Source organism: Caldimonas mangrovi (genome assembly GCF_023721835.1).
GTDB classification, from domain to species: Bacteria; Pseudomonadota; Gammaproteobacteria; order Burkholderiales; family Burkholderiaceae_C; genus Caldimonas; species Caldimonas mangrovi.
Genome location: NZ_JAMKFE010000006.1, coordinates 285,358 through 311,602 on the forward strand (window position 1 = coordinate 285,358; position 26,245 = coordinate 311,602).

Annotated in this window: 25 protein-coding genes and 1 tRNA gene; 16 read left to right on the top strand and 10 right to left on the bottom strand. The window is 66.2% G+C overall.

Annotated elements, in window-relative coordinates:
- Positions 1-31 precede the first annotated feature (31 nt).
- Positions 32-568 carry an inorganic diphosphatase gene (gene ppa, locus M8A51_RS12550; RefSeq protein ID WP_251778802.1) on the top strand — a complete coding sequence of 179 codons (537 nt, stop codon included), beginning with the start codon at positions 32-34 and terminating at the stop codon, positions 566-568.
- An 89-nt stretch (positions 569-657) separates the two neighbouring features.
- The gene (locus M8A51_RS12555; RefSeq protein ID WP_251778803.1) at positions 658-1,359 is read left to right on the top strand and encodes a class I SAM-dependent methyltransferase; all 702 of its coding nucleotides are present in this window, start codon (positions 658-660) and stop codon (positions 1,357-1,359) included.
- On the opposite strand, the gene M8A51_RS12560 is transcribed toward M8A51_RS12555, so the two are convergent.
- A complete protein-coding gene (locus M8A51_RS12560; protein WP_251778804.1) occupies positions 1,335-1,820 on the bottom strand; it encodes a hypothetical protein in 486 nt (161 codons plus the stop codon). The two genes, M8A51_RS12555 and M8A51_RS12560, sit on opposite strands and share 25 nt — an antisense overlap.
- A 635-nt stretch (positions 1,821-2,455) precedes the next feature.
- Between M8A51_RS12560 and M8A51_RS12565 the strand changes: the two genes are divergently transcribed.
- The 11 genes from M8A51_RS12565 (at position 2,456) to M8A51_RS12615 (ending at position 15,341) form a co-directional block, all read left to right on the top strand.
- Positions 2,456-4,021: a right-handed parallel beta-helix repeat-containing protein gene (locus tag M8A51_RS12565; protein WP_251778805.1), complete on the top strand. Its 1,566-nt coding sequence runs from the start codon at positions 2,456-2,458 to the stop codon at positions 4,019-4,021.
- Between the two features lie 63 nt (positions 4,022-4,084).
- The gene (locus tag M8A51_RS12570) at positions 4,085-4,498 is read left to right on the top strand and encodes a hypothetical protein (RefSeq protein ID WP_251778806.1); all 414 of its coding nucleotides are present in this window, start codon (positions 4,085-4,087) and stop codon (positions 4,496-4,498) included.
- 92 nt (positions 4,499-4,590) lie between these two features.
- Positions 4,591-4,902, top strand: a complete 312-nt coding sequence (locus M8A51_RS12575; protein ID WP_251778807.1) for a hypothetical protein — start codon at positions 4,591-4,593, stop codon at positions 4,900-4,902.
- A gap of 13 nt (positions 4,903-4,915) precedes the next feature.
- Positions 4,916-6,352: a TolC family protein gene (locus tag M8A51_RS12580; protein WP_251778808.1), complete on the top strand. Its 1,437-nt coding sequence runs from the start codon at positions 4,916-4,918 to the stop codon at positions 6,350-6,352.
- A gap of 20 nt (positions 6,353-6,372) precedes the next feature.
- The gene (locus tag M8A51_RS12585; protein WP_251778809.1) at positions 6,373-7,794 is read left to right on the top strand and encodes a multicopper oxidase family protein; all 1,422 of its coding nucleotides are present in this window, start codon (positions 6,373-6,375) and stop codon (positions 7,792-7,794) included.
- A 16-nt stretch (positions 7,795-7,810) separates the two neighbouring features.
- Positions 7,811-8,308, top strand: coding sequence for a cupredoxin domain-containing protein (locus M8A51_RS12590; RefSeq protein WP_407062228.1), 498 nt, complete (start codon positions 7,811-7,813; stop codon positions 8,306-8,308).
- Between the two features lie 204 nt (positions 8,309-8,512).
- Positions 8,513-8,890, top strand: coding sequence for a four-helix bundle copper-binding protein (locus tag M8A51_RS12595; protein WP_251778810.1), 378 nt, complete (start codon positions 8,513-8,515; stop codon positions 8,888-8,890).
- A gap of 102 nt (positions 8,891-8,992) precedes the next feature.
- Positions 8,993-9,388, top strand: a complete 396-nt coding sequence (locus tag M8A51_RS12600; protein WP_251778811.1) for a hypothetical protein — start codon at positions 8,993-8,995, stop codon at positions 9,386-9,388.
- An 87-nt stretch (positions 9,389-9,475) separates the two neighbouring features.
- Positions 9,476-10,717 (top strand): TolC family protein, encoded by a 1,242-nt coding sequence (locus tag M8A51_RS12605; protein WP_251778812.1) that lies wholly within the window; start codon positions 9,476-9,478, stop codon positions 10,715-10,717.
- Between the two features lie 5 nt (positions 10,718-10,722).
- A complete protein-coding gene (locus M8A51_RS12610; protein WP_251778813.1) occupies positions 10,723-12,198 on the top strand; it encodes an efflux RND transporter periplasmic adaptor subunit in 1,476 nt (491 codons plus the stop codon).
- Positions 12,195-15,341 carry an efflux RND transporter permease subunit gene (locus M8A51_RS12615; RefSeq protein WP_251778814.1) on the top strand — a complete coding sequence of 1,049 codons (3,147 nt, stop codon included), beginning with the start codon at positions 12,195-12,197 and terminating at the stop codon, positions 15,339-15,341. Before M8A51_RS12610 ends, M8A51_RS12615 begins: the two co-directional genes overlap by 4 nt.
- Here the strand turns inward: M8A51_RS12615 and M8A51_RS12620 are convergent.
- The 8 genes from M8A51_RS12620 to M8A51_RS12655 all read right to left on the bottom strand — a co-directional run bounded on the left by M8A51_RS12620 (position 15,316) and on the right by M8A51_RS12655 (position 22,179).
- The gene (locus M8A51_RS12620) at positions 15,316-16,227 is read right to left on the bottom strand and encodes a sugar phosphate isomerase/epimerase family protein (protein ID WP_251778815.1); all 912 of its coding nucleotides are present in this window, start codon (positions 16,225-16,227) and stop codon (positions 15,316-15,318) included. The two genes, M8A51_RS12615 and M8A51_RS12620, sit on opposite strands and share 26 nt — an antisense overlap.
- Positions 16,224-17,153 (bottom strand): 4-hydroxyphenylpyruvate dioxygenase, encoded by a 930-nt coding sequence (locus tag M8A51_RS12625; RefSeq protein ID WP_251778816.1) that lies wholly within the window; start codon positions 17,151-17,153, stop codon positions 16,224-16,226. Before M8A51_RS12625 ends, M8A51_RS12620 begins: the two co-directional genes overlap by 4 nt.
- Positions 17,150-18,037, bottom strand: coding sequence for a shikimate dehydrogenase family protein (locus tag M8A51_RS12630; protein WP_251778817.1), 888 nt, complete (start codon positions 18,035-18,037; stop codon positions 17,150-17,152). Before M8A51_RS12630 ends, M8A51_RS12625 begins: the two co-directional genes overlap by 4 nt.
- 26 nt (positions 18,038-18,063) lie before the next feature.
- Positions 18,064-19,062, bottom strand: a complete 999-nt coding sequence (locus M8A51_RS12635; protein WP_251778818.1) for a TRAP transporter substrate-binding protein — start codon at positions 19,060-19,062, stop codon at positions 18,064-18,066.
- An 83-nt stretch (positions 19,063-19,145) separates the two neighbouring features.
- Complete coding sequence (locus tag M8A51_RS12640; RefSeq protein WP_251778819.1) at positions 19,146-20,423, bottom strand: TRAP transporter large permease subunit; 1,278 nt, start codon at positions 20,421-20,423, stop codon at positions 19,146-19,148.
- Complete coding sequence (locus tag M8A51_RS12645) at positions 20,420-20,983, bottom strand: TRAP transporter small permease (RefSeq protein WP_251778820.1); 564 nt, start codon at positions 20,981-20,983, stop codon at positions 20,420-20,422. Before M8A51_RS12645 ends, M8A51_RS12640 begins: the two co-directional genes overlap by 4 nt.
- A gap of 103 nt (positions 20,984-21,086) precedes the next feature.
- Entirely contained in the window at positions 21,087-21,776 is a 690-nt protein-coding gene (locus M8A51_RS12650) for a TetR/AcrR family transcriptional regulator (RefSeq protein WP_407062229.1), read from the bottom strand.
- A 61-nt stretch (positions 21,777-21,837) separates the two neighbouring features.
- Positions 21,838-22,179: a PilZ domain-containing protein gene (locus tag M8A51_RS12655; protein ID WP_251778822.1), complete on the bottom strand. Its 342-nt coding sequence runs from the start codon at positions 22,177-22,179 to the stop codon at positions 21,838-21,840.
- A 457-nt stretch (positions 22,180-22,636) separates the two neighbouring features.
- On the opposite strand from M8A51_RS12655, the gene M8A51_RS12660 reads away from it, so the two are divergent.
- The 3 genes from M8A51_RS12660 (at position 22,637) to M8A51_RS12670 (ending at position 25,862) form a co-directional block, all read left to right on the top strand.
- Positions 22,637-23,143, top strand: coding sequence for an AAC(3)-I family aminoglycoside N-acetyltransferase (locus M8A51_RS12660; protein WP_259371964.1), 507 nt, complete (start codon positions 22,637-22,639; stop codon positions 23,141-23,143).
- Positions 23,144-23,494: 351 nt separating this feature from the next.
- Positions 23,495-24,331: an alpha/beta fold hydrolase gene (locus M8A51_RS12665; protein WP_280926086.1), complete on the top strand. Its 837-nt coding sequence runs from the start codon at positions 23,495-23,497 to the stop codon at positions 24,329-24,331.
- Positions 24,318-25,862 carry a hybrid sensor histidine kinase/response regulator gene (locus tag M8A51_RS12670; protein WP_251778823.1) on the top strand — a complete coding sequence of 515 codons (1,545 nt, stop codon included), beginning with the start codon at positions 24,318-24,320 and terminating at the stop codon, positions 25,860-25,862. The genes M8A51_RS12665 and M8A51_RS12670 overlap by 14 nt, the downstream gene beginning before the upstream one ends.
- Positions 25,863-26,116: 254 nt before the next feature.
- Here M8A51_RS12670 and M8A51_RS12675 read toward each other — a convergent pair.
- Positions 26,117-26,192 (bottom strand) — tRNA-Asn (locus M8A51_RS12675).
- Between the last annotated feature and the right edge of the window lie 53 nt (positions 26,193-26,245).

Sequence of the window (26,245 nt, forward strand, 5' to 3'; positions counted from 1 at the left end):
GTTTTCCCTTGCCAACCATCGCACAAGCATCATGAGCCTGCACAACGTCACCCCCGGCAAGAAAGCGCCGGAAGAGTTCAACGTCGTCATCGAAATACCGATGAACGCGGATCCGATCAAGTACGAAGTGGACAAGGAGACGGGCACGCTGTTCGTCGACCGTTTCATGACCACTGCGATGCACTACCCGTGCAACTACGGCTATGTGCCGCAGACGCTGTCGGACGATGGCGATCCGGTCGACGTGCTGGTGATCACGCCGTTCCCGCTGACCCCCGGCGTGGTGGTCACGTGCCGTCCGATCGGCGTGCTGCAGATGGAAGACGAAGCCGGCGGCGACGCGAAGCTGCTGGCCGTGCCGACCACCAAGATCCTGCCGATCTACGATCACTGGAAGAAGCCGGAAGACATCAACCCGATGCGCCTGAAGGCCATCCAGCATTTCTTCGAGCACTACAAGGACCTCGAGGCCGGCAAGTGGGTCAAGGTCAAGGGCTGGGAAGGCCCCGAGGCCGCGAAGCAGGAGATCGCTTCCGGCATCGCGAGCTTCGCGGCGGCAAAGAAGTAGGTCGGTTCGCCCGCACACGCTGTAGGGGGCCGGCACTGCCGGCTCTTTTCGTTGGGCCTGCCGCGCATGCCGTTTGCTAAGCAGCTCGCATGGCAATAGACGGCAGTCAGGACACTGCACCATCGCGCACAGCCGCACAGGGGCGGTCGCAGCTGGCGGCGCTGCGCTGGGGTTGGCGCGTGGCGTCCCAGTGGCTGCGTCGCCGGCTCGGCCTGCCGGTACACATGCAGACGGCAGACCGCCTGATGCTGGAGCAGTGCATCCTGCCGTACTACGCGGCGAGGCCGGACATGCGCAGTGTGCTTTTCGTCGGTGTCGGCTGGTACACCGTGCGATACGAGTCGCTCCTCGCCGGCCGCCGTTACACCACGTTGGACATCGACCCGCATGTTGCCCGACACGGCAGCCGCCAACGCCATGTGACGGGGTCGGTTGTCGACGCGGCAAAGTTGTTCCAACCCGGCGAGTTCGACCTGATCGTCTTCAACGGCGTGTTCGGCTGGGGCTTGAACGCACGGGCGGACACCAACGCCACGCTGAGAGGCTTTCGGCAATTGTTGCGCCCCGGTGGCGAACTCGTGGTCGGCTGGAACGACGTGCCGCGCTACCGGCCCTTCAGCTTCTCGAGCTGCGAGGCGTTGAAAGATTTCGAGCCTGTCGTGCTGCCGCCGCTGGGCTCAGCCGTCGTGCAGCTCGTCACGGACAACCGTCACCGCTACGAGTTCTATCGCCGGCCGTTGCCCGTCGTCACCCCGGCCGCGGGGAATCACTGCTGCCGGTCCATGCGCTGAGCAGCAGAGTACACGCGTATCTTTTGTCGCTGCGGGGTGTCTTCCAGTGCTTCCCCCGGGGCTTCTCCCAATACCGACAGATCGATGGCGGCCGCGCCCGGCGTGCCGAGGTCTGCGACGCCATGGCGCTCCATCACCTCGCGCACGGTCGAGGCGTGGCGCTCGTCCTGGGCCTGAACGCTCATGACCATGCCGCCCCGGCGGATCGCCTCGTTGTAGAGCTCGACATCGTCGCTGGGCCCGCCGAACTCGACGAACAACGAGCGGAAGAGATCGCCGATCGACGCATGGATCGACATGCTGCGTTCGACCGAACTCCCGATCTCGTCGCCCTGGTCGGGCGGCGGCTGCGATGCAGCGAGCTGGATGTGTTGCGGGTCGACGCCTCGCTCGATCAGTTCCCGGTGTGCCTGCTGCGCTTGCTCGCTGCGCTCGAACACACCCACCAGTACTTGTGCCATGGCTACGCTCCTGCTTCTGGCTGGCCCCGATGGGCCGATCACTCGAACCGGGCAAGCGGCGGTCCCGTTTTGTGGCGCTTCTTCGGCGCGGCGCATCGACCCCCTGGCCTTACCCGTGGCAGGGGTTCATTTCTCACGGTAAGAATCAGCGCCATTTGCCAGCGCGATGCGCCGTGTGTAACGCGCTGCGTCGGTTCTCCAGTGGTGGCGCCAGGCGACTTTCGATTGCTTACCTGAAGGGCTTGCAAGCGCCAACAATTCGCTGGCTTTCACGAGCCGGCGCACGCCGACTCGCCTCGCGCACGACGGAGCCACAGTGTTCCGCGTTCACCACTACTACGAACGTCGTTGGGTTTTTGATGTCTTCTTTTGTTCGGCCCTCGGGCGGGCTGCCGCTTTCCTTTGCCCGTTTGTCTTGTTATGCCCTGGTGCTGGGGCTCGCCGCGTGCGGCGGCGGATCGGATGACCCTGCTGTTTCCGAGTCCTCCTCGGTCGCTGAAGCGGACGCCGAACCGGGCTCGGATGGGGCGGATGTCCCGTACGACGCACTGCTGGCCGGGGACGAGCCCGCGCCCTCTGGCGAGTCGGAGCGTCTGGCTGCGGTCGACACTGCGAACGCGACGGTGCCGGGAGCGGTGACGCTCCCATTCCCGACGATGCAGAGCCTGAGCGTCGAGTGGGCGATCAGCGGCGATGCCAATCTCAACGGCATCGTGAAGATGCGCTATCGCCCGGCGGGCGGAAGCTGGAGAGACGCGATGGCACTGCGCCGGGTGCCGGCGGGCAGCAATGCCGGCTTCTCGTGGGCCAACCGCCACTCGGGCAGCCTGCTGGACCTGCAGCCGGCGACCTCGTATGACGTCGAACTGACCCTGACCGACCCGGACGGCGGCTCGACGAAGAAGGTCGTCGCTGTACGCACTCGCGCCGTGCCGGCCCCGATGGCCAACGCGCCGGTGAAGGCCGTCACGCCGTCCAACTTCAACAGCATGGCAGCCGCGGCGCGACCTGGGGACGTCTTGCAACTCGGCGCTGGCACCTACAACGGCTTCAATTGGGTCAAGAGCGGCGTGGAAGGCAAGCCCGTCGTGATCCGCTCGAGCGCCGGTGCAGTGATCAACGGCAACATCGACATGTTCGACCAGAGCCATGTGCAGTTGAGCGGCCTGACGGTCAATGGGCGCATCCGCCTGAATCGCACCAAGCACGTGGCCGTGACGAGGTCGACGATCAACGCCAGCACGGACGGCATCGTGCACTACCTGCGCTCGGAGAACAGCTACTTCGCCGACAACGTCATCAACGGCAAGACGGTGTGGCGCGAGTCGTCGATGGGTGTCAACGGCGACAACGTCGGCGAGGGCATACTCGTCACCGGGCCGGGCCACGTGATCCGCAACAACCGCATCAGCGGCTTTCGCGACAACATCTCCCTGCTGGAAGCCTCCGAAGCCGTCGACCAGTACAGCATCGACATCCTCTACAACGACCTGCGCAACGCCGCCGACGACGCGGTCGAGGCCGACTTCTGCTTTCACAACTGTCGCGTGATGCGCAACCGCATCACCAACGCCTTCCAGGGCATCTCGTCGCAGCCGAGCCTCGGCGGGCCGACGTACTTCATCCGCAACGCGATGTACAACATCGTGCTGTCGGCGTTCAAGCTCAACAACGGCAGCATCGGCGACGTGATCCTGCACAACACCGTGGTGAAGAACGGCGACGGATTCGGCGTGTATGCCGGTGCCCCGGTGCGCCGGGCGGTGATTCGCAACAACCTGTTCATCGGCGGGCCGGGCGGCACCTATGCGGGCTATAGCAGCGGCAGCGGCAAGGTCACTTCGCTGAGCGACTTCGACGCCACTTCGTCCGCCGACCACGACGCCTACGGCTCGACCACCGGCGGCTTCAGCGGCCAGATCGGGTCGGCGCGCTTTACCAGCCTGGCGGCACTGCGCAGCAGCACGACCGAGAAGAATGCCTTGCAGGTGGGCCTCGATGGCTTTTCGGCCGGGGTAGCCTACCCCTCGTCGCCGATGACCGCCTACGGTGTGCCCGACCTTCAGCTGAAGTCCGGCTCGCCGGCAGTCGATGCCGCCTCACGCATTCCGAACGTGAACGACGGCTTCAAGGGCACGGGTCCGGACATCGGCGCGTACGAAGTCGGCGGGCTGGTGTTCCCGGTCTACGGGCCGCGCTGAGGCGTGCTTGACCTTGCCCCCGTGGCAAGGTCGAGGATGCGGGTTCGTCGTTAAACTGCGCCCATGCCTGTCGTCCTGCGGTTCGTGTTCGTCTGCCTGCTATCGCTCGCCGTCCCGCTCCAGGGGTACGCAGCGGCAGCGATGACCTTCTGCGGGACGATACACGAGCGGATGGTCAGCGAGCATGCTGACGCGCATCATCAGCACGACGCCGACCACGCGCCGCACGCTGCACCGCACGATCACCATGCGGCTGCGACGCACTCCAACGCGACACCGGCTGCTGACCACCCGGCGCCGTGGCAGCAACTGGCCGATCACGACTGCAGTGCCTGCGCGGCCTGCTGTTCCTCAGCCGCGCTGCCCGCTTCAGGGGTGGATCTACCCACCACGTTGGCCCGTATCCATCCGGCGCCCTGGTTGCCGCTGGCCTGCGCTCCGTTCCTGACGGGCGGGCAGGAGCGCCCCCCTCGCTGAGCCTCTCCCGAGTCGAGAAGCTTTTCAGTACGCGGCTGACGCACGCGTGCTCATGCCCGCAACAGTGGGCGTGCATTCCCAGCGAGGATTCGATGTCCCGATACTTTCGACCCGTCCGTTGGGCGTGGGCCCTGGCCTGGACGGCCATGGCCGCCGTCCATGCCGCACCTGCAACGCTCGCCGGCTCTCAAGCGGGCATGCCGCACTACGCATCGGCTTTCGAGCGCTACCGCGCGTTTGCCGACCAGCCGGTACGGCCCTGGGCGCAAGTGAACGAAGAAGTGCACCGCATCGGTGGATGGCGCGCCTACGCGCGCGAGGCGAACGACGCGCTCGAACCCGTCGGGCCGGCAGCCGTCGATGCAGCCGACGAGCGCTCCGACCGCGGCCACCACCGACACTGACCAGGAAATTCGCATGAGAACTATCTCTTCCTGTCGCCCACCGGGGCTGCGCGGATGGGTGTGGGCGGCTACGCTGGCGCTGGCCGGTTGTGCGAGCACGGCGATAGACGTGAACTTCGACCACGCCCGGACCGTGAGCGAGCAGCACCTCGGTGCCCGGCCGCGCTGGCTGACGTCCGACGAGGCGCGGCGCGACGCACGCCTGCAGGTCGACGCCCTGCTGACGCAGCCGTTGTCGGGTGACGACGCCGTGCGCATTGCGCTCGCTTACAGTCCCGCACTGCAGAGCCTGCTGTTCCAGCAGGCCGAGGCTTCGGCGCAAGCGACGCAGTCCGCACGGATGCCCAACCCGGTGTTCACCTTCGAGCGCCTGGTGCGTCGTGCAGGCGGCGAGACCGAGATCGACATCGGCCGCATGATCAGCTTTTCGGTGTTCGACCTGCTGATGTGGCCAGCGCGCCAACGCTTGGCCGACCTGCAGCAGCAGCAGGCACGTCTGAGGCTATCCGGCGACGTCGTGCAGGCCGCCACCCGTGCACGGCAAGCCTGGGTGCGGGCGGTGGCGGCCGGGCAGTCATTGCGTTATGCCGAGCAGGTGAACACCGCCGCGGATGCGGGCGCCGAACTGGCACGCAGGATGCAGGCTGCCGGCAACTTCAGTCGCTTGCAGCGCGCCCGGGAGCAGGCCTACTCTGCACAGGCCGTTGCACAACTGGCGCGCGCTCGCCAAGCCGCGCAAAGCGCGCGTGAAGAACTGGTCCGCGTCCTGGGGCTTGACGATACGCAAGCTGCGGCACTCCAACTGCCGCAGCGGCTGCCAGATCTGCCCGTCATGGCGAGGGATGAGGCGAGTGTTGCGCAAGTAGCACTCGACCAGCGGCTGGACCTGCGGCTGGCGCGCGCCGAACTCGACGCACTGGCGCGTCAGCGGGGCTTGACGCGGGTGACCAGCGTGGTCAATGGCCTGCATGTCGCCGGCGTGCGCAACAGCGAAACGGGCGAAGCGCCGCAGAAGGGTTATGAACTCGAGTTCGAGCTGCCGATCTTCGATGCCGGCGACGCTGCCAGAGCAGGCAGCCAGGCGCGCTACATGGCGGCACTCAACCGCACCGCGCAGCTTGCCGTCGAGGCGAGTTCGCAGGTGCGCGAAAGCTACGGCAGTTATCGCACGGCCTATGACGTGGCCCGCCACTACCGCGATGAGATCGTGCCGCTGCAAAAGACCATCGCCGAGGAAAACCTGCTTCGCTACAACGGCATGCTGATCGGCGTGTTCGAACTGCTGGCCGATACGCGCGAGCAGATCGGCACCGTGATGCAGGCGATCGACGCGCAGCGGGACTTCTGGCTGGCCGATGCCGCCTTGCAGAGCGCGCTGATCGGCCGCCCGGCAGGCAGCGTTGCGCTTGAGTCACCGGCCGCCGCACCGGCAGCGGCGGGTGCCCACTGAATCCGACGGAGCAACAGAACATGACAACGAATCGACGTCGCTTTTTAACGGGCACGGCCGGCGTGGCAACCGCGGCCGCGGCAGCCAGCATCAGCAAAGTCGCGATGGCGGCCTTGCCGGAGCCGATCACGCAGTCCAGCCCCGATACGATGCCACCGCTGGTGCCCGATACGGGCCGACCGTACACCCCGGTGGTGACGTTGAACGGCTGGACGCTGCCCTGGCGCATGAACAACGGCGTCAAGGAGTTCCACCTGGTGGCGGAGCCGGTCGTGCGCGAGATGGCGCCGGGTTTCAAGGCGCACCTCTGGGGCTACAACGGCCAGTCGCCGGGCCCGACGATCGAGGTCGTCGAAGGCGATCACGTGCGCATCTTCGTGACGAACAAGCTGCCCGAGCACACGTCGGTGCACTGGCACGGCCAGCGCCTGCCGAACGGCATGGACGGCGTGACGGGGCTCACTCAGGCGGGCATTCCGCCGGGCAAGACGTTTGTCTACGAGTTCGTCGCGCGGCGGCCGGGCACCTTCATGTACCACCCGCATGCAGACGAGATGACGCAGATGGCGATGGGCATGATGGGCTCCTGGATCACGCATCCGAAGAGCCGGCATCCGCTGATCGACGAGGTCGATCGTGACTTCGTGTTCCTGTTGAACGCCTACGACATCGAGCCGGGCAGCTACACGCCCAAGATCATGACGATGCTCGACTTCAACCTGTGGTCGTGGAACAGCCGGGTCTTTCCAGGCATCGACTCGCTGAACGTGCGGCTGAACGACAAGGTGCGCATCCGCATCGGCAACCTGACGATGACGAACCATCCCATGCATCTGCACGGGCATGAGTTCCTGGTCACCGGCACCGACGGTGGCCCGACGCCGAAGTCGACGCGGTTCCATGAGGTGACGACCGACATCGCGGTCGGGCAGATGCGCCAGATCGAGTTCCTGGCCGACGAGGAAGGCGACTGGGCCTTTCACTGCCACAAGAGCCATCACACGATGAACGCAATGGGCCACGACGTGCCGACGATGATCGGCGTCGAACACCGCGGTGTCGTCAAGCAGATCACGAAGCTGATCCCGGACTACATGGTGATGGGCGAGCGGGGCATGGCGGACATGGCCGAGATGGAGATGCCGCTGCCTGACAACACGGCGCCGATGATGACGGGCGACGGGCCGTTCGGCTCGGTCGAAATGGGCGGCATGTTCAGCGTCGTCAAGGTACGGCGTGGACAGAAGCGAGGTGACTATTCCGACCCGGGCTGGTACCCGCACCCGGCCGGCACCGTGGCCTACGAGTGGACCGGTGCGCTGCCCGATCCTGCGCGCGCTTACGGCGCAGGCCGCTCATCGATGCCGCGTCGACAGCAGCCGTCCAAGGATGTCGAAGTGAAGGTTCGCAAGCCGGCCAACCACGGCGGACACGATCATTGACCCGCAGGAGCAGCAGATGAAAGCAATGAAGCGCGTGGCCGCAGTGGCTGCGCTGGTCAGTGCGACCGGCCTCGCCGTCGCGCATGGCGACGATTCGCACCGGGACCGGCCTCCCGTACCCGCAGTCAAGGAGCAGCAGCCCTGGGGCATCGCGGGCGACGCGAAGACCGTGACACGCACCATCGAGGTCCGGATGCTGGATACGATGCGCTTCTCCCCCGAGCGCATCGACATTCGCGAGGGAGAGACCGTGCGCTTTATCCATCGCAACGACGGCAAGGTGCTGCACGAGTTCGTGCTCGGCACGAAGCAGGCGCTCGACAAGCATGCTGAGCTGATGATGAAGTTCCCCGACATGGAGCACGACGAGCCGCACATGATCCATGTGCGCCCGGGCAAGGCGGGCGACATGGTCTGGACCTTCAACCGCGCAGGCGAATTCGATTTTGCCTGCCTGATTCCGGGGCACTACCAGGCCGGCATGGTCGGCAAGGTCAAGGTGCTGCCCAAGTAGCGAGAATGCTTGCGGCAGTTGCGAGAATTTGTAGGCGTGCCAGCGACAAGCCGGGCGGTAGCCGCGACGCGCATCCGATCATGTCGTGGTCGTCGGCCTCGGACAGGGGACCGGCGGGCTCCGGACGACGCCCCGGGGCTCGGGCGCGCGGTTTGCCGCCCAGGCAATGCCGAATCCCCGGCTTTTCAGTGTGAAGGAGCCCCCATGGCATACCAGCAATACGCCTCCTGCATCGAAGCCTGCAATCAGTGCGCGGTCGCGTGCGAGCATTGCGCAACCGCCTGCCTGAAGGAACCAGATCCGAAAGCCATGGCCCGTTGCATCGAACTCGACATGGACTGCGCGGCGATCTGTCGCCTTGCGGCGGCTGCCATGGCGCGGGGCAGCGAGAACGCACACGCCATCTGCGCGCTGTGCGGCGACATCTGCGAGATGTGTGGCGACGAGTGCGCGAAGCATCAGATGGACCACTGCCAGCAATGCGCGCAGACGTGCCGCCGTTGTGCGGACGAATGCAGGCGCATGTCGCAGCAGCGCGGCGCGCAGTCCTCGTCGGGTGCGCGTGCCTCGAGCACCCATTGAGCGGTACGGCGCCCCCCCGGGCACCAGCGTGCGGTGCAGCAAGTCCTGCGGCTCCTGACACGAGTCAAACAAGTCGCTGACGGACACGCTAGACTTGCGACCATGCGCCTGTCTGCCAGCACTCGCTGCCGCCTTGCCGGTTGGCTGATCGCGACGCTGCTGTTCATGCAGTTCGCGACGCTGGCGTACGCCTGCCCGGGATCGGCCGTGGTGCCCGGGATGCCGGCAGCGATGACGATGCCCGACTGTGCCGGCATGACGGCACCGGACCCTGAACAGCCGCAGCTGTGCAAGGCGCATTGCGAGGCCGGCACGCAAACGGTGAACACCGCGCCTGGCGTCGACATCCTGTCGCTTGCAGTGCTGCCTTGGGTGCTCGACCGAGGGGGGCTGTGCGAGCTCCCCTGCGCCCTGTCGGTGCGAGCGGCGAGCGCGCCCACAGGGCCGCCGCTCGGTACGCCACCGGTCTATCTCAGCTTTCTCGTTCTCCGCAACTAGCGCCTGAGCTCCCGGCGTGCGGCTGCCCGGCGACGGGATGCCGGCACCTGCAAGAGCTTGTCAGGCAGCAGATTGCGGAGAACATCCATGAGACTTCCGTTTTGGCCCGGCCCGAGTGCCGCGGCCATCCTTGGGCTGGCCGTCGCCATCGGCATGCCGGCCGGTGCGGCACCGGGCCTCACCTATGAACAGGCGCTCGACGCCGCCGAGCGCCGCGCTCCGTCCCTGGCCGCCGGTGCCGCTTCCGTCGATGCGGCGGCGCGCAGCGCTGAAGCGGCAGGCCAACTGCCGGACCCGAGCCTGAGCGTCGGGCTCGAGAACCTGCCCGTCGGTGGCCGCGATCGCTTCGACTGGAGCGCCGAGCCGATGACCATGCGCCGTCTCGGCTGGATGCAGGAGGTGCCGAATGCAGCCAAGCGAGCGGCGCAGCGCATCGGAGCGCAGGCGGCCCGCGAGCGCGAGCGAGCACGGTGGCTGGCGGTACGCCAGCAGGTCAGGGGTGAGGCGGCCGTTGCATGGCTGGCACGCCACTATGCGCAGCGGCGGCTGGTCGCGTTGGCGAGCGTTGAACGAGAGGTGGCCCTGCTCGTCGACACGGTGCATGCACGCGTGGCCGCCGGCACGGCGATGCCCGCTGACGCAGCGATGGCCAGGCTCGAGGCTGCCGCGCTGGACGACAGGCGCGACGAGCTGCAGCGGCAGTTCGACGGTGCGCAGGCGGCATTCGTTCGCTGGTTTGGCGAGGCAGAGCCGGCAGGAGATCCGCCGCTGCTCACCGTGGACGCGTTGCAACTCAAGGCGCGGCTGAACCGACATGTCGAACTGCTGCCCTACGAGCCGATGTTGGCGATGAGCGAAGCGGCGGTGGCGCAAGCGCAGGCCGAACGACGTGGCGACTGGGCCTGGGAGGTGGCTTACAGCAACCGCTCGCGTGCTTTCGGCGACATGCTGTCGGTGCAATTGCGCTTCCAGCTGCCTGTCTCGCCCTCCACCCGGCAGGGACCGCGCGTCTCTGCGCGGCAGAAGGACGCCGAACGGGTGCGAGCCGAAGCAGAAGAAGCGCGCCTGCGTGTTGCGGCCGAGCTCGACGACGAACTGGCGGAGCTGCGCCGCCTCGAACGCGCGCTGCAGCGCCAACGCGAACGGGTCGAGCCGCTGGTGCAAGAGCGGGCTCGCCTGTCGCTGGCGGCCTACCAGGCTGGCCGCGCGGACCTTGGCAGCGTGCTCGCCGCGCGCCGCAACGCTGCCGAGGCGCGGCTGCGGACCATCGAACTGCAATCGGAGCTCGCGCAGCAGAACGCGCGTTTGTCCCATCTGGTGACGGAGTGAACAGCATGCACCCCCATTCCTATCGTCGGGCCGTGGTGACGTTGGCCCTGCTGGCAGCCGGAGCCGTCGGCGGGTATGTCGGCTCGAAGTTCACTGCTGTGATTCCTTCGACGTACAAGGGCTCGGAGGCGGCGGCGCCCGGGTCGGACGGGGGACGGGAGGTTCTCTACTGGTACGACCCGATGGTGCCCAACCAGCGTTTCGACAAGCCCGGCAAGTCGCCGTTCATGGACATGCAGTTGGTGCCGAAGTATGCAAACGAGGCGGCCACCGGCGCCGTCGCCATCGATCCGCGGCTGGCTCAGTCGCTGGGATGGCGCACGGCGGCAGTGGAGCGCCGCAGCGGCGGCGTGGTGCTCGAAGTGCCCGCAACGATCCAGCTGAACGAACGTGACGTCGCCATCGTGCAGGCGCGCAGCGGCGGCTTCGTCGAGCACGTATCGGCGTTGGCGCCGGGCGACGTGATTGCGGCCGGGGCGCACATCGCCGATCTGCTAGTGCCCGAGTGGGCGGGAGCGCAGCAGGAGTTCCTGGCGGTGCGTGCGACCGGCGACACGGCATTGACCGACGCGGCACGGCAACGGTTGGTGTTGCTCGGTATGCCCGCCTCGCTGATCCGGTCGGTCGAAGCCAGCGGCAAGGTCGAGGCCGTGACGGCCATTCGCGCGCCGTTGGCGGGTCTGGTCGACCAGTTGACGGTGCGCTCCGGCATGACCGTGACACCCGGCATGACCCTCGCGCGCATCAGCGGGCTGGCCACGGTGTGGCTGGAAGCCTCGGTGCCCGAAGTGCAGGCACCCGCGGTGGTGCCCGGACAGGCGGTCGAGGTGCGCGTGCAGGCGTGGCCCGACGAGCCCCTGCCTGGCAAGGTGGCTGCGGTGCTGCCGCAAGCCAGCGAACAGACCCGCACGCTGCGTGTGCGCATCGAGCTGCCCAATCCGCTGGGACGGCTGCGCTCGGGCATGTTTGCCCAGGTACGGTTCAGCACAGCCGGGCAAGAGGTGCTTGTCGTGCCGGCCGAAGCGGTCGTGCGCACAGGTCGGCGTACGGTGGTGTATGTGGTCGACACACCCGGGCGCTATCACCCGGTCGAGGTCGAACTCGGAGCGGACCTCGGCGATCGTCTTGTCGTGCGCCGCGGGCTCGAGGCCGGACAGCAGGTGGTGGCATCGGGCCAGTTTCTGATCGACTCCGAAGCCAGCATGCAGGGCTTGCTGCCGCGTCAGGCGGGCGCGGCAGCGGCCAGTGTGCATGAGGGCGAAGGTGCCGTGGTGGAACACCGGGGCGGCGAATTGACGGTCGACCACGGGCCCATCCCGTCGCTGCAGTGGGGTGCGATGGAAATGCCCTTCAAGTTGGCACAACCCCAGCTCGCCAGCGGGCTGAAGCCGGGCGACCGGGTGCGCTTCCGTTTCGTGCAGGCCGCCGAGGGCTACGAGATCCGCGAGATAGAACCGGTGGCATCGGGGGCGACGAAATGATCGCGGCCTTGATCCGATGGTCGGTCGGCAATCGCGTTCTGGTGCTGCTGGCAACGTTGTTGCTCAGTGCATGGGGCCTGCTGGCGCTGCGCGAGACACCGATCGATGCGCTGCCGGACCTGTCCGACGTACAGGTGATCATCCGCACCAGTTACCCGGGCCAGGCACCGCAGATCGTCGAGAACCAAGTGACCTATCCGCTGTCGACGACGATGCTTTCGGTGCCGGGCGCGAAAACAGTGCGGGCGTACTCGTTCTTCGGCGATTCCTTTGTCTACGTGCTGTTCGAGGACGGCACCGATCTGTACTGGGCCCGCTCCAGAGTGCTCGAATACCTGAGCCAGGTGCAAGGCCGCCTGCCTGCGGGCGCCCGGCCTGCGCTGGGGCCGGACGCCACCGGCGTCGGCTGGGTGTACCAGTACGCGCTGGTCGATCGCAGCGGTCGCCACGACATCGCACAACTGCGCGCCTTGCAGGACTGGTTCCTGCGGTTCGAATTAAAGAGCATTCCCGACATTGCCGAAGTGGCCACCGTGGGCGGCATGGTGAAGCAGTATCAGGTGGTGCTCGATCCCGCCAAGCTGGTGGCCTACGGCATCACCCATGCGCAGGTGCGTGAGGCGCTCATGAACGCCAACCAGGAAAGCGGCGGCTCGGTGCTGGAGCTCGCCGAGGCCGAGTACATGGTGCGCTCGAGCGGCTATCTGGCGTCGCTGGAGGATTTCCGCCAGGTGCCGCTGGCCGTCCGCGCCGGCGTGCCCGTACGCGTCGGTGATGTCGCAGCCGTGCAGGTCGGCCCCGAGATGCGGCGAGGCATCGGCGAGCTCGATGGCGAGGGCGAAGCGGTCGGGGGTGTCGTGATCCTGCGCAGCGGCAAGAACGCGCAGCGCGCGATCGGTGCGGTGAAGGCCAGGCTGCAAGAGCTTCAGCGCAGCTTGCCGCCCGGCGTCGAGATCGTGCCGACCTACGATCGCAGCCAGTTGATCGGCCGAGCCGTCGAGAACCTCGGGTTCAAGTTGCTGGAGGAGTTCATCGTCGTCGCGCTCGTGTGCGTCGTGTTCCTGTGGCACCTGCGCTCTGCGCTGGTGGCGATCATCTCGCTGCCGCTGGGCGTGCTGGCCGCGTTTGTCGTGATGCAGCAGCAGGGCATCAACGCGAACATCATGTCGCTCGGCGGCATTGCGATCGCGATCGGCGCAATGGTCGACGCCGCCGTCGTGATGATCGAGAACGCGCACAAGAAGCTCGAAGCGTGGCAGCGCGCGCACCCCGCACTGCGACTCGAAGGCGAGGCCCGCTGGCGCGTGGTCACCGAGGCCGCGGTCGAAGTCGGCCCGGCGTTGTTCTTCTCGCTGCTGATCATCACGCTGTCCTTTGTGCCGGTGTTTACGCTGCAGGCGCAGGAAGGGCGCCTGTTCGGACCCTTGGCCTACACCAAGAGCTATGCGATGGCCGCCGCGGCGGGGCTGTCGGTCACGCTGGTCCCGGTGCTGATGGGCTACTGGATCCGTGGTCGCATCCCCGAGGAAGAACGCAACCCGGTTACGCGCGGGTTGATCGCCGTTTACCGACCCGCCCTGGAGTGCGTGCTGGCCCGGCCGAAGGCGACGCTTGCGGCGGCTGTGGTGCTGCTCGCCACCGCGCTGTGGCCGCTCGCCCGGTTGGGCGGCGAGTTCCTGCCACCGCTCGACGAAGGGGACCTGCTCTACATGCCCTCGGCACTGCCCGGGCTGTCGGCGCAAAAGGCCTCTGAACTGCTCCAGTTGACGGATCGCATGATCCGCACGGTACCCGAAGTGGAGCGGGTGTTCGGCAAGGCCGGACGCGCCGAGACCGCGACCGATCCTGCACCGCTCGAGATGTTCGAGACGACGGTACGGTTGAAGCCGCGTGATCAGTGGCGCCCCGGCATGACACCCGAGAAGCTGCTCGAGGAGCTGGATGCCGCCGTCAAGGTGCCGGGCCTGGCGAACATCTGGATCCCGCCGATCCGCAACCGCATCGACATGCTGGCCACAGGCATCAAGAGTCCTGTCGGCGTCAAGGTGTCCGGTACCGACTTGTCGGCGATCGATCGAGTCGCAGCGGCAGTGGAGCGGGTCGCGAAGGGAGTTTCCGGCGTCAGTTCGGCGCTGGCCGAACGTCTCGAAGGCGGTCGCTACGTCGACGTGAAGATCGACCGCGCGCAGGCGGGGCGCTACGGACTGAATGTCAATGACGTGCAGGCCATCGTGGCCGGTGCCATCGGTGGCGAGACCATCGGCGAAACCGTCGAAGGGCTCGCTCGGTTTCCCATCAACATTCGCTATCCGCGTGAGATGCGAGACACGCCCCAGCGCCTGCGCGATCTGCCGGTGCTGACGCCCACGGGGCAGCAGATCACGCTGGGCACCATCTCGCGCGTCGAGCTGGCAGACGGACCGCCCATGCTCAAGAGCGAGAACGCGCGCCCCTCGGGCTGGGTGTATGTCGACGTGCGGGGCAGAGACATCGCCTCGGTGGTGCGCGACCTTCGCGAAGCTGTGGCACGTGAGGTCAAGATCGAGCCCGGCATGAGCCTGGCGTATTCCGGCCAGTTCGAATATCTCGAGCGCGCCAACGCGCGTCTCAAGGTGGCTGTGCCGGCGACGTTGGCGATCATCTTCGTACTGCTGTACCTGACCTTCCGCCGCATCGACGAGGCGTTGCTCATCATGGCGACGCTGCCGTTCGCGCTCGTCGGCGGCGTCTGGTTCCTCTACCTGATGGGCTACCACCTGTCCGTGGCGACGGGCGTGGGCTTCATCGCACTGGCCGGTGTGGCGGCCGAGTTTGGCGTCGTCATGCTGCTGTACTTGAAGCAGGCGATGGCAGTGCGGGTCGCGCAGGGTCAGCCGCCCGACACGCGCATGCTGCTCGATGCGATCCGCGACGGTGCGGTGTTGCGCGTACGCCCGAAGGCGATGACTGTGGCGGTCATTCTTGCCGGCTTGCTGCCCATCGTCTTGGGAGACGGCACCGGTTCAGAGGTGATGAGCCGTATCGCTGCACCGATGCTCGGCGGCATGGTGACGGCGCCGCTGCTGTCGCTGTTCCTGGTACCGGTGGCGTTTTACCTGATGCGCAGGCACCGTGCACTCACTCAGGCAACACACGTAGCGTGAGCTGATTCGGCAGTGGCAGCGAGCGTCTCAGCACGTCCTGCGCCAGCCACAGCGCCGACCTCGATGCGCGCTGCGCCACCATGGACAACGGCATCTGCAGATAGTCGTCGTTGAAGACCTCGAAGCTGTAATCGCCGGCGTAGCCGATCGTTTCGAGTCGCACAACGAGATCCACCAGTCGTTCGGTGTGCACGCCCTCGCCCGGGAAGACGCGGTAGGTGCGGGCCGTCGCGATGCGCTCCTCGAACGTGCGGGTCTCCTGCCAGAGAAAATCTGACAACTGCACGAGAAAGATCTTCTGGGGATCGAGTTCGCCGATGCCATCCAGCGACGTGCCGGCCGCGAAAATGTGGAAGGAATCCAGGCCGATGCCGAGATTCGGGCAATCCGCGCGGCGCACGATGTCCCAGGCGGTCGTGTACTCGTTGATCGTGCGCCCCCATGACAGGCCTTCGTAGGCGATGCGGATGCCGTAGGGCAATGCGAGCATGGCCAGCTTGCGCAGATCTCGCGCCATCTGCTCGACGTCCTGGCTGGCGTGGGCCGACGTGGACGAGCATGCGAGAAGAACATCGCAGCCGAGTGCTGCGCACATCTGCAGCATGGTCTTTGCGATGTCGAGCTTGTACTGGTGCAGATGCCCGCTCAACCCCTCGAAGTCGCGCAGCACCTGAAAACCGGTGCCTCGCAGCCCGCTGGCACGGACCTCCTGGATAGCGGCACGCCAGCCGCCCGGGTGCCCCACCAGATCGTTCGCCTTCAGCATCACCTGGTGGAAGCCGGCGTCCTTCATGGCCGCCAGCTTGGCAGCAAGCGGCCCGGCCAGCGTGATGGTGTCCATGCCAAAGCCTGCCAGCGCTTCCTCGAGGCTGCGTCGATCATTCATGAAGCCGCCTCCCGGGAGAGCTCGCTCAGCACCAGCTCGAACACCACGCTGCCGAGGTAGGTCTTGGTGATCGCGCCGCGGCGCTCGGTGTGGGCTGCAGCGCTTTCCATGAACTCGATACCGCGTGAGCGCAGTTCCTGCACGGCCGTCACCACGTCGGGCACACCGAGCCCGATGCGATGCAGATGCTCACGCGCGTCGGCGGCATCGATCGCAGGTTCGACCAGTTGCAGCATGAATTGGTTGTCCGGCTCACGCGACGGCGCGCGCAGCAGGGTGCCCGACGGCATGATGCCGAAGCGCTGTTGGGCGGGGACCACCGAGGTTCCGAACATTTCCTGGTAGAACTCCACCCAGTCGCCTGTGCGACCCCACCCGATGTACTGCACGACGCCGAAGAGATGCAGCCCGCTCAGTACGTCGACCTGCGGCTCGCTGGTGGGCACCGGAACGAAGTCGACGTCATAGATCGAGAAGTCGCGGTAACGGTCGACGAAATGGACGCGCGAGCCGCCCGCACCGTGTATGGCCGGAATGTTCAGTTCCATCGCATCGGGGTGCGTGGGCACTTCCCAGCCGCCGTGCTCCAGTACGTAGTGGCGTGCAGCACGCGCGTCGCGCACCCGCACTGCAATCGCACTGATGCTCGGTTGGTCGATGCCGTGGCTCGCGGCCTGCGCATCGCCCGGGTGAGCGTTCACGACGATGTTGATGCGGCCCTGCCGATACAGCAAGACCTCTCGCGAACGGTGTCTGGCCGTCAGCCGGAACCCCATCATCTCGAGCACCTGGCCCAAGGCCTGCGGCTTCTGTGTCGCGTATTCGACGAACTCGACGCCGTCCAGGCCGATCGGGTTGGCTTCGTCGCTGAACGAAGCCTGCCAAGGCTCGCGTGGCAGTTGAGGGGCAAGCAGGAGATCGCTCATGCGGAGCCTCCATGGGGTTGTGCGCGGAGTTGCGCGACGGCGCGCAGACGGTCGGCCGTCACGCTGGGCAGGCCGAAGAACTCGAGGTAGGCAGGGATCTGCTCGAACAGCATGTCCGATCCGATCTGGATGCGGCAGCCGCGCGCCTGCGCGGCGGACAGGAAAGCCGTGATCTCGGCGCGCATCACCACTTCACCGACGAAGGTCGCCGGCTGCAGGCGTTCCACATCGATCGGCAGGGGATCGCCGGCGGCCATGCCCAGGGGCGTGCCGTTGACCACCAGGTCGAAGCCGGCCGGGTCGTTGTGGCCGGTGCGGACGGCAAGTGTCGGGTGTCGCGCGAGGAGCCGCTCGGCAAGCGCCTGTGCCGAGGCAGCCTGAACGTCGTACAGCGCCAGCTCACGTGCGCCCGCGGCCGCAAGCGACGCTGCAATTGCACTGCCGACGCCGCCGCTGCCCACGACCAGCGCGCGACTGCCCGCGACCCGGAAACCCTTGCGCAGCAAGCCGCGCACGAAACCCTCACCGTCGAACATGTCCCCCAGCAGGCGGCCGTCGGGCATGCGCTTGACGGCGTTGCAGGACCCGGCTACCTCGGCCGTCGGCGTCACCTCGTCGAGCAGCGCCAGCGTGCTGACCTTGTGCGGCATCGTGATCAGTGCACCGCGGATGTTCTCGAGCTGGAACAGGCTGCGCAGCAGCGTCGGGAACGACTCCGGGCGGCAGCCCATCGGCACCACCACCGCATTCAAGCCGATCGACGCGAAGTAGGGGTTGTAGATGAGCGGAGCCTTGAAGGCATGAGTCGGAAAGCCCAGGTGGGCGATCAGTTCGGTGTCGCCGTCGATGCGGAGACTGCCTGTCGCGAACGGGCGCGCGTTCATGCAGTACGGCTCCTGGTCCGGGGCGGTCACTTCCTCAGGTTGTCGAGCTCGGCCATCATCGAGCTGACCGTGGCCTCACCGACGCTGACGGAGTGCTTCGCGATCACCGGCTTCATGCGTTCCCGCATCTTGGCCACTTCGGCGGGCGGCAGCTCGGTGACCTGCATGCCGTGCTTCTTCAGCGACTCCAGCGTCGACGTGACCGAGGCTCGCGCCTGCTCGCGCTGATAGCGCGCCGATTCGTCCGCGGCCTCCTGCAGGATCTTCTTCTCGTCGGCCGACAGACCGTCCCAGAACTTCTTGCCGACGACCACAGATTGCGGGTTGTACTGGTGGTTCGTGAGCACCAGGTGCTGTTGCACCTCATAGAACTTCGCGCCGTTGATCGTGGCCACCGGGTTCTCCTGCCCATCGACCGCCTTCTGTTCCAGCGCGGCGTACAGTTCGGGAAACGGCAGCGGCGTCGGGTTGGCGCCCAGCGCACTCACCCAGTCTATGTTGATCGGATTGGGGATCACGCGCAGCTTGAGCCCGGCCAGGTCTTCGACTTTCTGAATCGGACGCTTGCTGTTGGTGATGTTGCGGAAGCCCAGCTCGTAGTACGCCAAGCCCACGATACCGCGCTCTTCCAGTTTCGCGTGCAGGCCCTTGCCAAAGGACCCGTCAACCACGGTGTCGGCCTCTCGGGAATTGGCGAACAGGAACGGAAAGTCGTAGATCGCGAAGTCCTTGACCAGGCTGGCGAATATTCCGGAGTTCATCGAAGCCATCTCGAGCGTGCCGCCCTGCAGCGCCGAAAGGTTGGCCTGGTCGCTGCCCAGCACCCCACCGGGAAACACGTTGACCCTGAGCTTGCCGCCAGAGCGGGCCTCCACCAGCTCGGCGAACTTCTCCATGCCCCTCACGATCGGGTGGCCCTTGGCGTTCTGGTTGGCGAACTTGATGGTTTTCGTCTGAGCATGCGCCGAAGCCAGTGCAGCCGCTGCCACGGTGACTGCCAGAGCCTTGAGGAAGAGTCGTTTCATTGCATGTCTCCTGTTTGACTTCGGGACGCTGTGATCAGCCGTGCCGGAGGTGGCGTGCCCTTGCACCGCCGGCAGCGGAGTCGTCAATAGAACCAGCGGGCGGGCGCGATCACCAGGCTGGGGAACAGCACCAGCAGGAACATCACCGCGAACTGCGCCAGCATGAAGGGCAAGACGCCCCGGACGACGCGGTCCATGCTGACCTTGCCCACCCCTGCGACGGTGCTCAGCACCGTGCCGACCGGTGGTGTGATCAGGCCGATCGCGTTGTTGATCATGAACAGCACGCCGAAGTAGACCGGGTCGATGCCGGCCGCTTTCACCAGAGGCATGAACACCGGCGTGAGGATCAGGATGGTCGGCGTCATGTCCATCGCCGTGCCGACCAGCATCGTGATGACCATCAGCGCGATCAGCAGCAGCGTGGGTCGGTCCAGCAACGGCTGCAGCAGGGCGACCAGTTCGCCCGGGAGGTTGGCGACGGTGATCATCCAGGCCGATACCATTGCCGCCGCGACCAGGAACATGATCACCGCCGTGGTCTGCGACGCTGCGGCAAAGAGGTCATAGAGTTGCGAGAGCTTCAGCTCGCGGTAGATCACCGTGGAAACGAACAGCGCGTACACCGCTGCGACGACCGCGGCCTCGGTGGGCGTGAAGACGCCGAACTTCAGCCCGCCGACGACGATGGCCGGCAGGCCCAGCGCAAATGTCGCATCCTTCAAGGCGACCAGCACCTGGCGGTGGCTGGCACGGGGGGCTGCCGCGATCTTCTCCTTGCGCACCAGCAGCCACCACGTGAGCCACAGCGCGGCGCCCAGCATCGCGCCGGGGGCGATGCCCGCCATGAACAACTTGGAGATCGAGACGTTGGCCGCCACGCCGAACACCACGAAGCCGATGCTCGGCGGGATGACCGGCGCAATGATGCTGGCCGACGCCAGGAGGCCCGCGGAACGCGCGCTGTCGTAGCCGGCGCGCTTCATCATCGGCAGCAGCAGGGCAGCCAGTGCGGCCGCGTCAGCCACTGCCGAGCCTGACAGCGCTGCCATCAGGACCGCGGCCATGATGCCCACGTAGCCCAGTCCGCCCTTGACGTGCCCGACCAGCGTCATCGCGAAGCCGACGATGCGACGCGACAGCCCGCCGGCGTTCATGATCTCGCCGGCCAGCATGAAGAAGGGCACAGCCAGCAGCGGGAAGCTGTTGGCACCCTCTACCGCGTTCTGGGCCAGGATCTGCGCGTCGAACATGTCGAGGTGCCACATCAGTGCGGCGCCGCAGATCAGCAGCGAAAAGGCGATCGGCACGCCCAGTGCCATGGCGCCGAGCAGCACACCCAGAAAGACGGCAATCGTCACGACTGCTCCTTCGTGGCGTCAGATGCCGACGCCTGCGGGTCGCCGTGCGGCGGACCGCCGGCTTCGGCGGATGCAGCGGGACGGTCGTGGTCCGGTTGCCCGGTAGCCAGCTTCCATAACTCGTGCACGATGATCAGCGTCGCAAGCAGTGCGAACAGCACACTGCTGCCGTACAAGCCCGCCATCGGGATTTCCATCACCGCACTGGAGGTGCGGTAGGTGATGACGGTCTGTTGCCACGCGCCGTGCAACATCAGCCAGCAAACGCCCAACATCAACAGATGCGCCGCGACACGGCACAACCTGCGGCCGGCCATCGGGAGCCGGGCGACCAGCGCGTCGGTGCCCAGGTGTGCACGGTCGTGCAACGCCACCACGGCGCCGAGAAAGATCATCCACACGAACAGCCAGCGTGACAGTTCTTCGGATGCCGTGATTCCGGAGTTGAAGCCGTAGCGCAGCACCACGTTGCCGAACACCATGACGACCATGAGCGCCAGGCAGACGACCATCAGGGAAACGAAGAGCCGGCAGACCCGGTCGATGAAGGCTTGAAGCAAGGGCGATCTCCTGTCACCCATTTTGTACGGACTAGTTAGTTTTAAACTGAGGGAAAACCCCGCTGTCGCCGCAGGCCTGCGAACGGCGGTTGCCCGGTGCGGATCAGGTTTTGCGGACGAAGCGGACGATCATCTCCACCACGTTGTCGCGGCGCTGCGCGACATAAGCGGGTGACTGCATGTCTAGCTTGAAGATGAGCCCGAAGGTGTGCCGGTTCGATACGTTGAAGAAGCTCAGCGCCGAGATGGAGGCGTGGATGTCCACCGGGTCGAGTCCCTTGCGGAACAGGCCCAGCTTCACGCCGCGCTCGTAGAGGTTGCGAATGGCCGCGATGGCCGGTACGTTGAGGTCCTGAATGCGCTGGCTCTGCGCCAGGTACTGCCCACGACTGATGTTCTCGGACATCACCAGTCGGATGTAGTTCTCGTGATGCGCATGGTGGTCGAAGGTGAAGGCGACCAGCCTGCGCAGTGCCTCTTCAGGTTCGAGGTCCTGAAGGTTCAGTTCTGCCTCGACGTCGCGCACACGGCGATAGGCTTCCTCCAGCACGGCAAGGTACAGGCCTTCCTTGCTGCCGAAGTAGTAGTAGATCATGCGCTTGCTGGTCTTTGTGACGTTCGCGATCTCGTCGATGCGCGCGCCCGCCAGACCCTTCTCGCCGAACTCGGCCTCCGCCACCTCCAGGATGTTGGCCTTCGTCCGCTCGGGGTCATTGGTGCGGCCGGTTTCCTTGCGCGGCGGAGCTGCGCTGCGTGACGTTCGCCTCATGCGCGCATGTACTAGTTCGTTCATTGGTCGAGTATAGGTGGGCGGATTCGGCGGCGGCAATCACCGGGCGCCGCCCTCGTACGTCTCAACCGAGCCCGTGCAGAAACCCGGCCAGGGCCTGCTCGTCCTCGTCCGTCAGCCGGTCAAACAGCAGCCCGATGCGAAAGCGCTCCGCACTTTGGAACGAGGAATAGACCGCCTTGGCCGACAGAAAGAGCGGCAATGGTCCGGCGGCCGTGGGCAGTTGGAACCGGACCTGGCAGCGGACGCCCGGAGAAATTGGCTTGCCGGTCAGCAGCGACAGGCCGTCGAGGCCCAACTCGCAGGTACGTCCCTTCCGGCAGACGTTGCCCGGCAGGACGACCTCGCACTCCTGCTGCAGCGCGGCGCGGCGGCTGGCACGACGGTCCCGGTCCGGTGTTGGCATGTCTGTTTCTCTCCGTCGTCGCGGTCGTTGGCCTGTTCTGCCGGACATCCGAGCGCCGGACGGCATGCTGACTGAGCATGGCGCTCGACGGTCGTGCCCGGCATGGCCGCGGCCACGCGTGCCGGCGGCTGATGCGGATGACACGAGAAACTGTAACGCAATTCCTGTGTGCGCCGTCCAGCAGAGCACATGAGGTGCCCAAGGCACTCGAGGCCACAAGACAGGCCGGTTGTCCACCGGGACAGTGGACAAATCTGTGGACAGCGATGCATGGCGCCTCAACCCACGGCGTCGCCGCGTGCTTGTCGCCACATTGCTGAAATCTTGCGCAGTGCCATTGGCCCCGAGCAATGCCGCGGACGGCTGATGACCGGCCACTCCGTGGCTATGGCATAGTCGTGCTCGGCCTGCGCTATCCATGGGATCACGGGCTGCGTCGCCACAAGCCATGCAACACATGCCGTCCCGTCGAGACCCCATCGAAGCGAAGCAATCCGTCCACATTCGCGTCCTCGGCGACAGGGATCTCGCCGCTCTGCGCGGCATGCTGTCCATGTTCGGTGAGGCGTTCGAAGACGTTCCTACCTACACCGCCAAGCAGCCTGACGATCGTTACCTCGAAGGCCTGCTGTCCAACGACAACTTCATCGCCGTGGCCGCCCTGGCGGGCTCTCAGGTCATCGGGGGGCTGGCCGCCTACGTGCTGCCCAAGTTCGAGCAAGCTCGATCCGAGCTGTACATCTACGATCTGGCGGTCGACACGGCCTATCGACGCCAAGGTGTTGCCACGGCCTTGATCGAAAAGCTGAGGAAGCTGGCCACTGCGCGCGGCATCTACGTGATCTTTGTGCAGGCCGACCACGGCGACGACCCGGCGATCGCGCTGTACACCAAGCTGGGCGTGCGTGAAGACGTTCTGCACTTTGACATCCCGCCTTTCGACAGCGCAGCGCCGGCGAGCTGAAGTCGGTCGCTGCAGGGCTGGGCTGTCGCCCGCGCAATTTTTTCAGCCGACGCGTGGCACCTTCTCGAGCGACTTTGCCTACAGCCGGCGCGCTGGTCACCCTTGCGTCGTCAAGCCGTTGCCGGTCGAAGCAGGGACACGGCCAACAGCAGGGCTTCGGCCCGTCGCTGCCGCAGGCGACCGCAGCGCGAGCGGGTGTGCGCTAGCCAATGCACCGGCAGTTGAATGCCTATCGATACATTGCAATCATCGACTTCCCGCTCGGTCAATGCGCAAGGGCACGGCGCAGCGCTTTGTGCAAACCCTCCCTAGCACAATCCGGGGGGTAACATTGCGGCTGGACTCTCTGCCATGCCCGCCATGCAGCCTCGTGAATCGATCCTTCTGCGCAACAACGTTCGCATCGCCGGCGCCGGCGACAAGCCGACCATGGTCTTCGCCCATGGGTTTGGCTGCGATCAGAACATGTGGCGCTTCGTGGCCCCAGCATTCGCCGACACGCACCGCGTCGTGCTGTTCGACTACGTCGGCTGCGGCCAGTCCGACTTGAGAGCCTTCGACGCCGCTCGCTACAGTTCACTGGAAGGTTACGCGCTAGACTTGCTCGATGTCTGCGAGGCGCTCGAACTCCAGCAGGCCATCCTGGTCGGCCACTCGGTCAGCGCAATGATCGGCCTACTGGCCGCAATTCGGCAGCCGTCGCGCTTCGCGAGCCTCGTGATGGTTGCGCCGTCGCCGTGCTTCATCAACGACCCCTGCTATGTCGGCGGTTTCGAGCGCGGCGACATCGAGAGCCTACTCTCGCTGATGGACCACAACTACATCGGCTGGGCGTCCTATCTCGCGCCGGTGGTGATGGGCAATCCAGGCCGGCCGGACCTCGGCGCCGAGCTCGAGCAAAGCTTCTGCTCCACCGACCCGCTGGCCGCGCAGACCTTCGCGCGGGCCACGTTCTTCGCCGACAACAGGGCTGACCTCGCTCGCGCCCCTGTACCGAGCCTCATCCTGCAGGTCCGCGATGATGCGCTCGCGCCGATGGCGGTGGGCCGCTACCTCCTGGAGCACATGCCAGGCAGTGAGCTGGCGGTGCTCGAGGCCACCGGCCACTGCCCGCATATGAGCCATCCGCAGCTCACCATCGACGCGATGAAACAATACCTCGCGCGAGGTGGCCGTGTCTCTGGCTGACGGCGATCCGCGGGCGCAGCGTGGCTTGCTGCTCGCGCCGTTCGGATTGCTCAGCTTCTGCGACAGCGGCACCATCCGATACGCCAACCCTTGCCTGCACGCCTGGTTGGGCACCCCGATCGGCGATTTGGCCGGCAGCCATATCGACCGCGTGCTCGCCCCGGCGTCACGCGTGTTCCACAGCACGCATTTCTTCCCGCTGCTGAAACTGCATGGCCACGCCGATGAGGTGCACCTGATACTGCGTACCGCCGCCGGCACCGACTTGCCGGTGCTCGCCAGCGCGGTACGTGACGGCGAGGGGGACGGTGACGGTACGTCGCTGAACCACTGCTGCATGATGACGATGGTGCGTCGCAAAGAGTTCGAGGCGGCGCTGATCGATGCCCGACGCGCTGCCGAGGTGGCGACGGCCGCCAAGGACCAGTTCCTGGCCGTCGTCTCGCACGAGCTACGCTCGCCGTTGAGCGCGATCACCGGTTGGGTGCGCCTGGCGAAGTCGGGCAAGCTGGATGCGCCGATGCAGCAGCGCGCGCTCGACACCATCGAACGCAACGCGCAACTCCAGGGCCAGCTCATCGAGGACCTGCTGGACGTGTCACGCATCGTGAGCGGCAAGTTGCGCATCAGTCCGCGACCGATCGATCTGGCGCCAATCGTCGAGGCGGGCGCGGACGCCGCGCGACCGATGGCGCAAACCAAGGGCGTTGACTTGGTGACGTCCATCGACAACTCCGCCGGCACCGTCAATGCCGACCCGGCTCGGGTGCAGCAGATCGTTTGGAACCTGGTCTCGAATGCCGTCAAGTTCACGCCCCGCGGCGGACGCGTGCAGATCGGGCTGTCACGCGAGGGAATGCATGTGCGGCTGCACGTCGCCGACACCGGCGCAGGCATCGACCCGGCGCAGCTTCCCTATGTCTTCGAGCGATTTTGGCAGGCCGACGCCGCGATGCGCCAGGAGCGGTCCGGCCTGGGACTGGGATTGTCGATCTGCAGGAATCTGGTCGAGTTGCATGGCGGATCGATACGCGCTGAAAGCGCAGGACTGGGCCGCGGAGCGGTCTTTAGCATCGAGTTCCCGCTGGTGGTCGCGGCCGTCGGCACCACGGTGGTTGCCGTACCGCAAGATGCCGAGGCCGATCCGGCACCGCTGCACGACGTTCGCGTGTTGCTGATCGACGATGATGCCGATGCGCGCGGCGTGCTGAAGATGCTGCTGGAAGGCGCTGGCGCCGTGGTGCAGACCGCCGCGGGCGCCGACGAGGCAATCGGCTGCATCCGCGAAGCGCCGCCGCAGGTCGTGGTGTCCGACATCGGCATGCCGGGGAAGGACGGCTACGAGTTCATCCGCGAGCTGCGCACCGACCGCTCGCTGGCGACAGACGGCATCGCCGCGATCGCGGTGACCGGCCTCGCGCGCCCGCAAGACCGGGTGAACATGCTGCGCGCCGGCTTCCAGGCGCATCTGCTCAAGCCGGTCGAGCCGGCGGAGGTCATTGCGATGGTGCGCGCCCTTGCGCGGCACTGATGGCCGCCGGCCACTGGCCGACCGGGCGGCTGGGGGGCGACGACCATCTGCTGCCACAGGTCGCTGTCATCAGCCAGGCGCTCGGATGCCCTTAACCGGGGCACCCGGAATGGGCCGCTCCTTGCAAGCGCACTGACGCCGTCGAGCTCACCATCACACAGCTGGTGGCAATCAGTGCCAGCAAGCCTGACAGCACAGCTGCATACAGAAAACAAAAAAGCCAGCAGGCGCTGACCTGCTGGCTTTTGATTTCTTGGCTCCCCGACCTGGGCTCGAACCAGGGACCTACGGATTAACAGTCCGGCGCTCTACCGACTGAGCTATCGGGGAACAGAGCCTCGCATTATATGCTGGTTTTCAAGCAAGCTGCAAGGCGCGATGCA

What these genes read in the sequence shown, in the direction of transcription:
- M8A51_RS12600 (WP_251778811.1), top strand. Translation starts at nt 8,993, where the DNA reads ATGCGCCTGTCTGCCAGCACTCGCTGCCGCCTTGCCGGTTGGCTGATC.
- M8A51_RS12575 (WP_251778807.1), top strand. Translation starts at nt 4,591, where the DNA reads ATGTCCCGATACTTTCGACCCGTCCGTTGGGCGTGGGCCCTGGCCTGG.
- M8A51_RS12590 (WP_407062228.1), top strand. Translation starts at nt 7,811, where the DNA reads ATGAAAGCAATGAAGCGCGTGGCCGCAGTGGCTGCGCTGGTCAGTGCG.
- M8A51_RS12615 (WP_251778814.1), top strand. Translation starts at nt 12,195, where the DNA reads ATGATCGCGGCCTTGATCCGATGGTCGGTCGGCAATCGCGTTCTGGTG.
- M8A51_RS12560 (WP_251778804.1), bottom strand. Translation starts at nt 1,820, where the DNA reads ATGGCACAAGTACTGGTGGGTGTGTTCGAGCGCAGCGAGCAAGCGCAG.
- M8A51_RS12610 (WP_251778813.1), top strand. Translation starts at nt 10,723, where the DNA reads ATGCACCCCCATTCCTATCGTCGGGCCGTGGTGACGTTGGCCCTGCTG.
- M8A51_RS12650 (WP_407062229.1), bottom strand. Translation starts at nt 21,776, where the DNA reads ATGAACGAACTAGTACATGCGCGCATGAGGCGAACGTCACGCAGCGCA.
- M8A51_RS12580 (WP_251778808.1), top strand. Translation starts at nt 4,916, where the DNA reads ATGAGAACTATCTCTTCCTGTCGCCCACCGGGGCTGCGCGGATGGGTG.
- M8A51_RS12655 (WP_251778822.1), bottom strand. Translation starts at nt 22,179, where the DNA reads ATGCCAACACCGGACCGGGACCGTCGTGCCAGCCGCCGCGCCGCGCTG.
- M8A51_RS12660 (WP_259371964.1), top strand. Translation starts at nt 22,637, where the DNA reads ATGCCGTCCCGTCGAGACCCCATCGAAGCGAAGCAATCCGTCCACATT.
- M8A51_RS12595 (WP_251778810.1), top strand. Translation starts at nt 8,513, where the DNA reads ATGGCATACCAGCAATACGCCTCCTGCATCGAAGCCTGCAATCAGTGC.
- M8A51_RS12605 (WP_251778812.1), top strand. Translation starts at nt 9,476, where the DNA reads ATGAGACTTCCGTTTTGGCCCGGCCCGAGTGCCGCGGCCATCCTTGGG.
- ppa (WP_251778802.1), top strand. Translation starts at nt 32, where the DNA reads ATGAGCCTGCACAACGTCACCCCCGGCAAGAAAGCGCCGGAAGAGTTC.
- M8A51_RS12555 (WP_251778803.1), top strand. Translation starts at nt 658, where the DNA reads ATGGCAATAGACGGCAGTCAGGACACTGCACCATCGCGCACAGCCGCA.
- M8A51_RS12635 (WP_251778818.1), bottom strand. Translation starts at nt 19,062, where the DNA reads ATGAAACGACTCTTCCTCAAGGCTCTGGCAGTCACCGTGGCAGCGGCT.
- M8A51_RS12625 (WP_251778816.1), bottom strand. Translation starts at nt 17,153, where the DNA reads ATGAGCGATCTCCTGCTTGCCCCTCAACTGCCACGCGAGCCTTGGCAG.
- M8A51_RS12630 (WP_251778817.1), bottom strand. Translation starts at nt 18,037, where the DNA reads ATGAACGCGCGCCCGTTCGCGACAGGCAGTCTCCGCATCGACGGCGAC.
- M8A51_RS12570 (WP_251778806.1), top strand. Translation starts at nt 4,085, where the DNA reads ATGCCTGTCGTCCTGCGGTTCGTGTTCGTCTGCCTGCTATCGCTCGCC.
- M8A51_RS12665 (WP_280926086.1), top strand. Translation starts at nt 23,495, where the DNA reads ATGCCCGCCATGCAGCCTCGTGAATCGATCCTTCTGCGCAACAACGTT.
- M8A51_RS12620 (WP_251778815.1), bottom strand. Translation starts at nt 16,227, where the DNA reads ATGAATGATCGACGCAGCCTCGAGGAAGCGCTGGCAGGCTTTGGCATG.
- M8A51_RS12585 (WP_251778809.1), top strand. Translation starts at nt 6,373, where the DNA reads ATGACAACGAATCGACGTCGCTTTTTAACGGGCACGGCCGGCGTGGCA.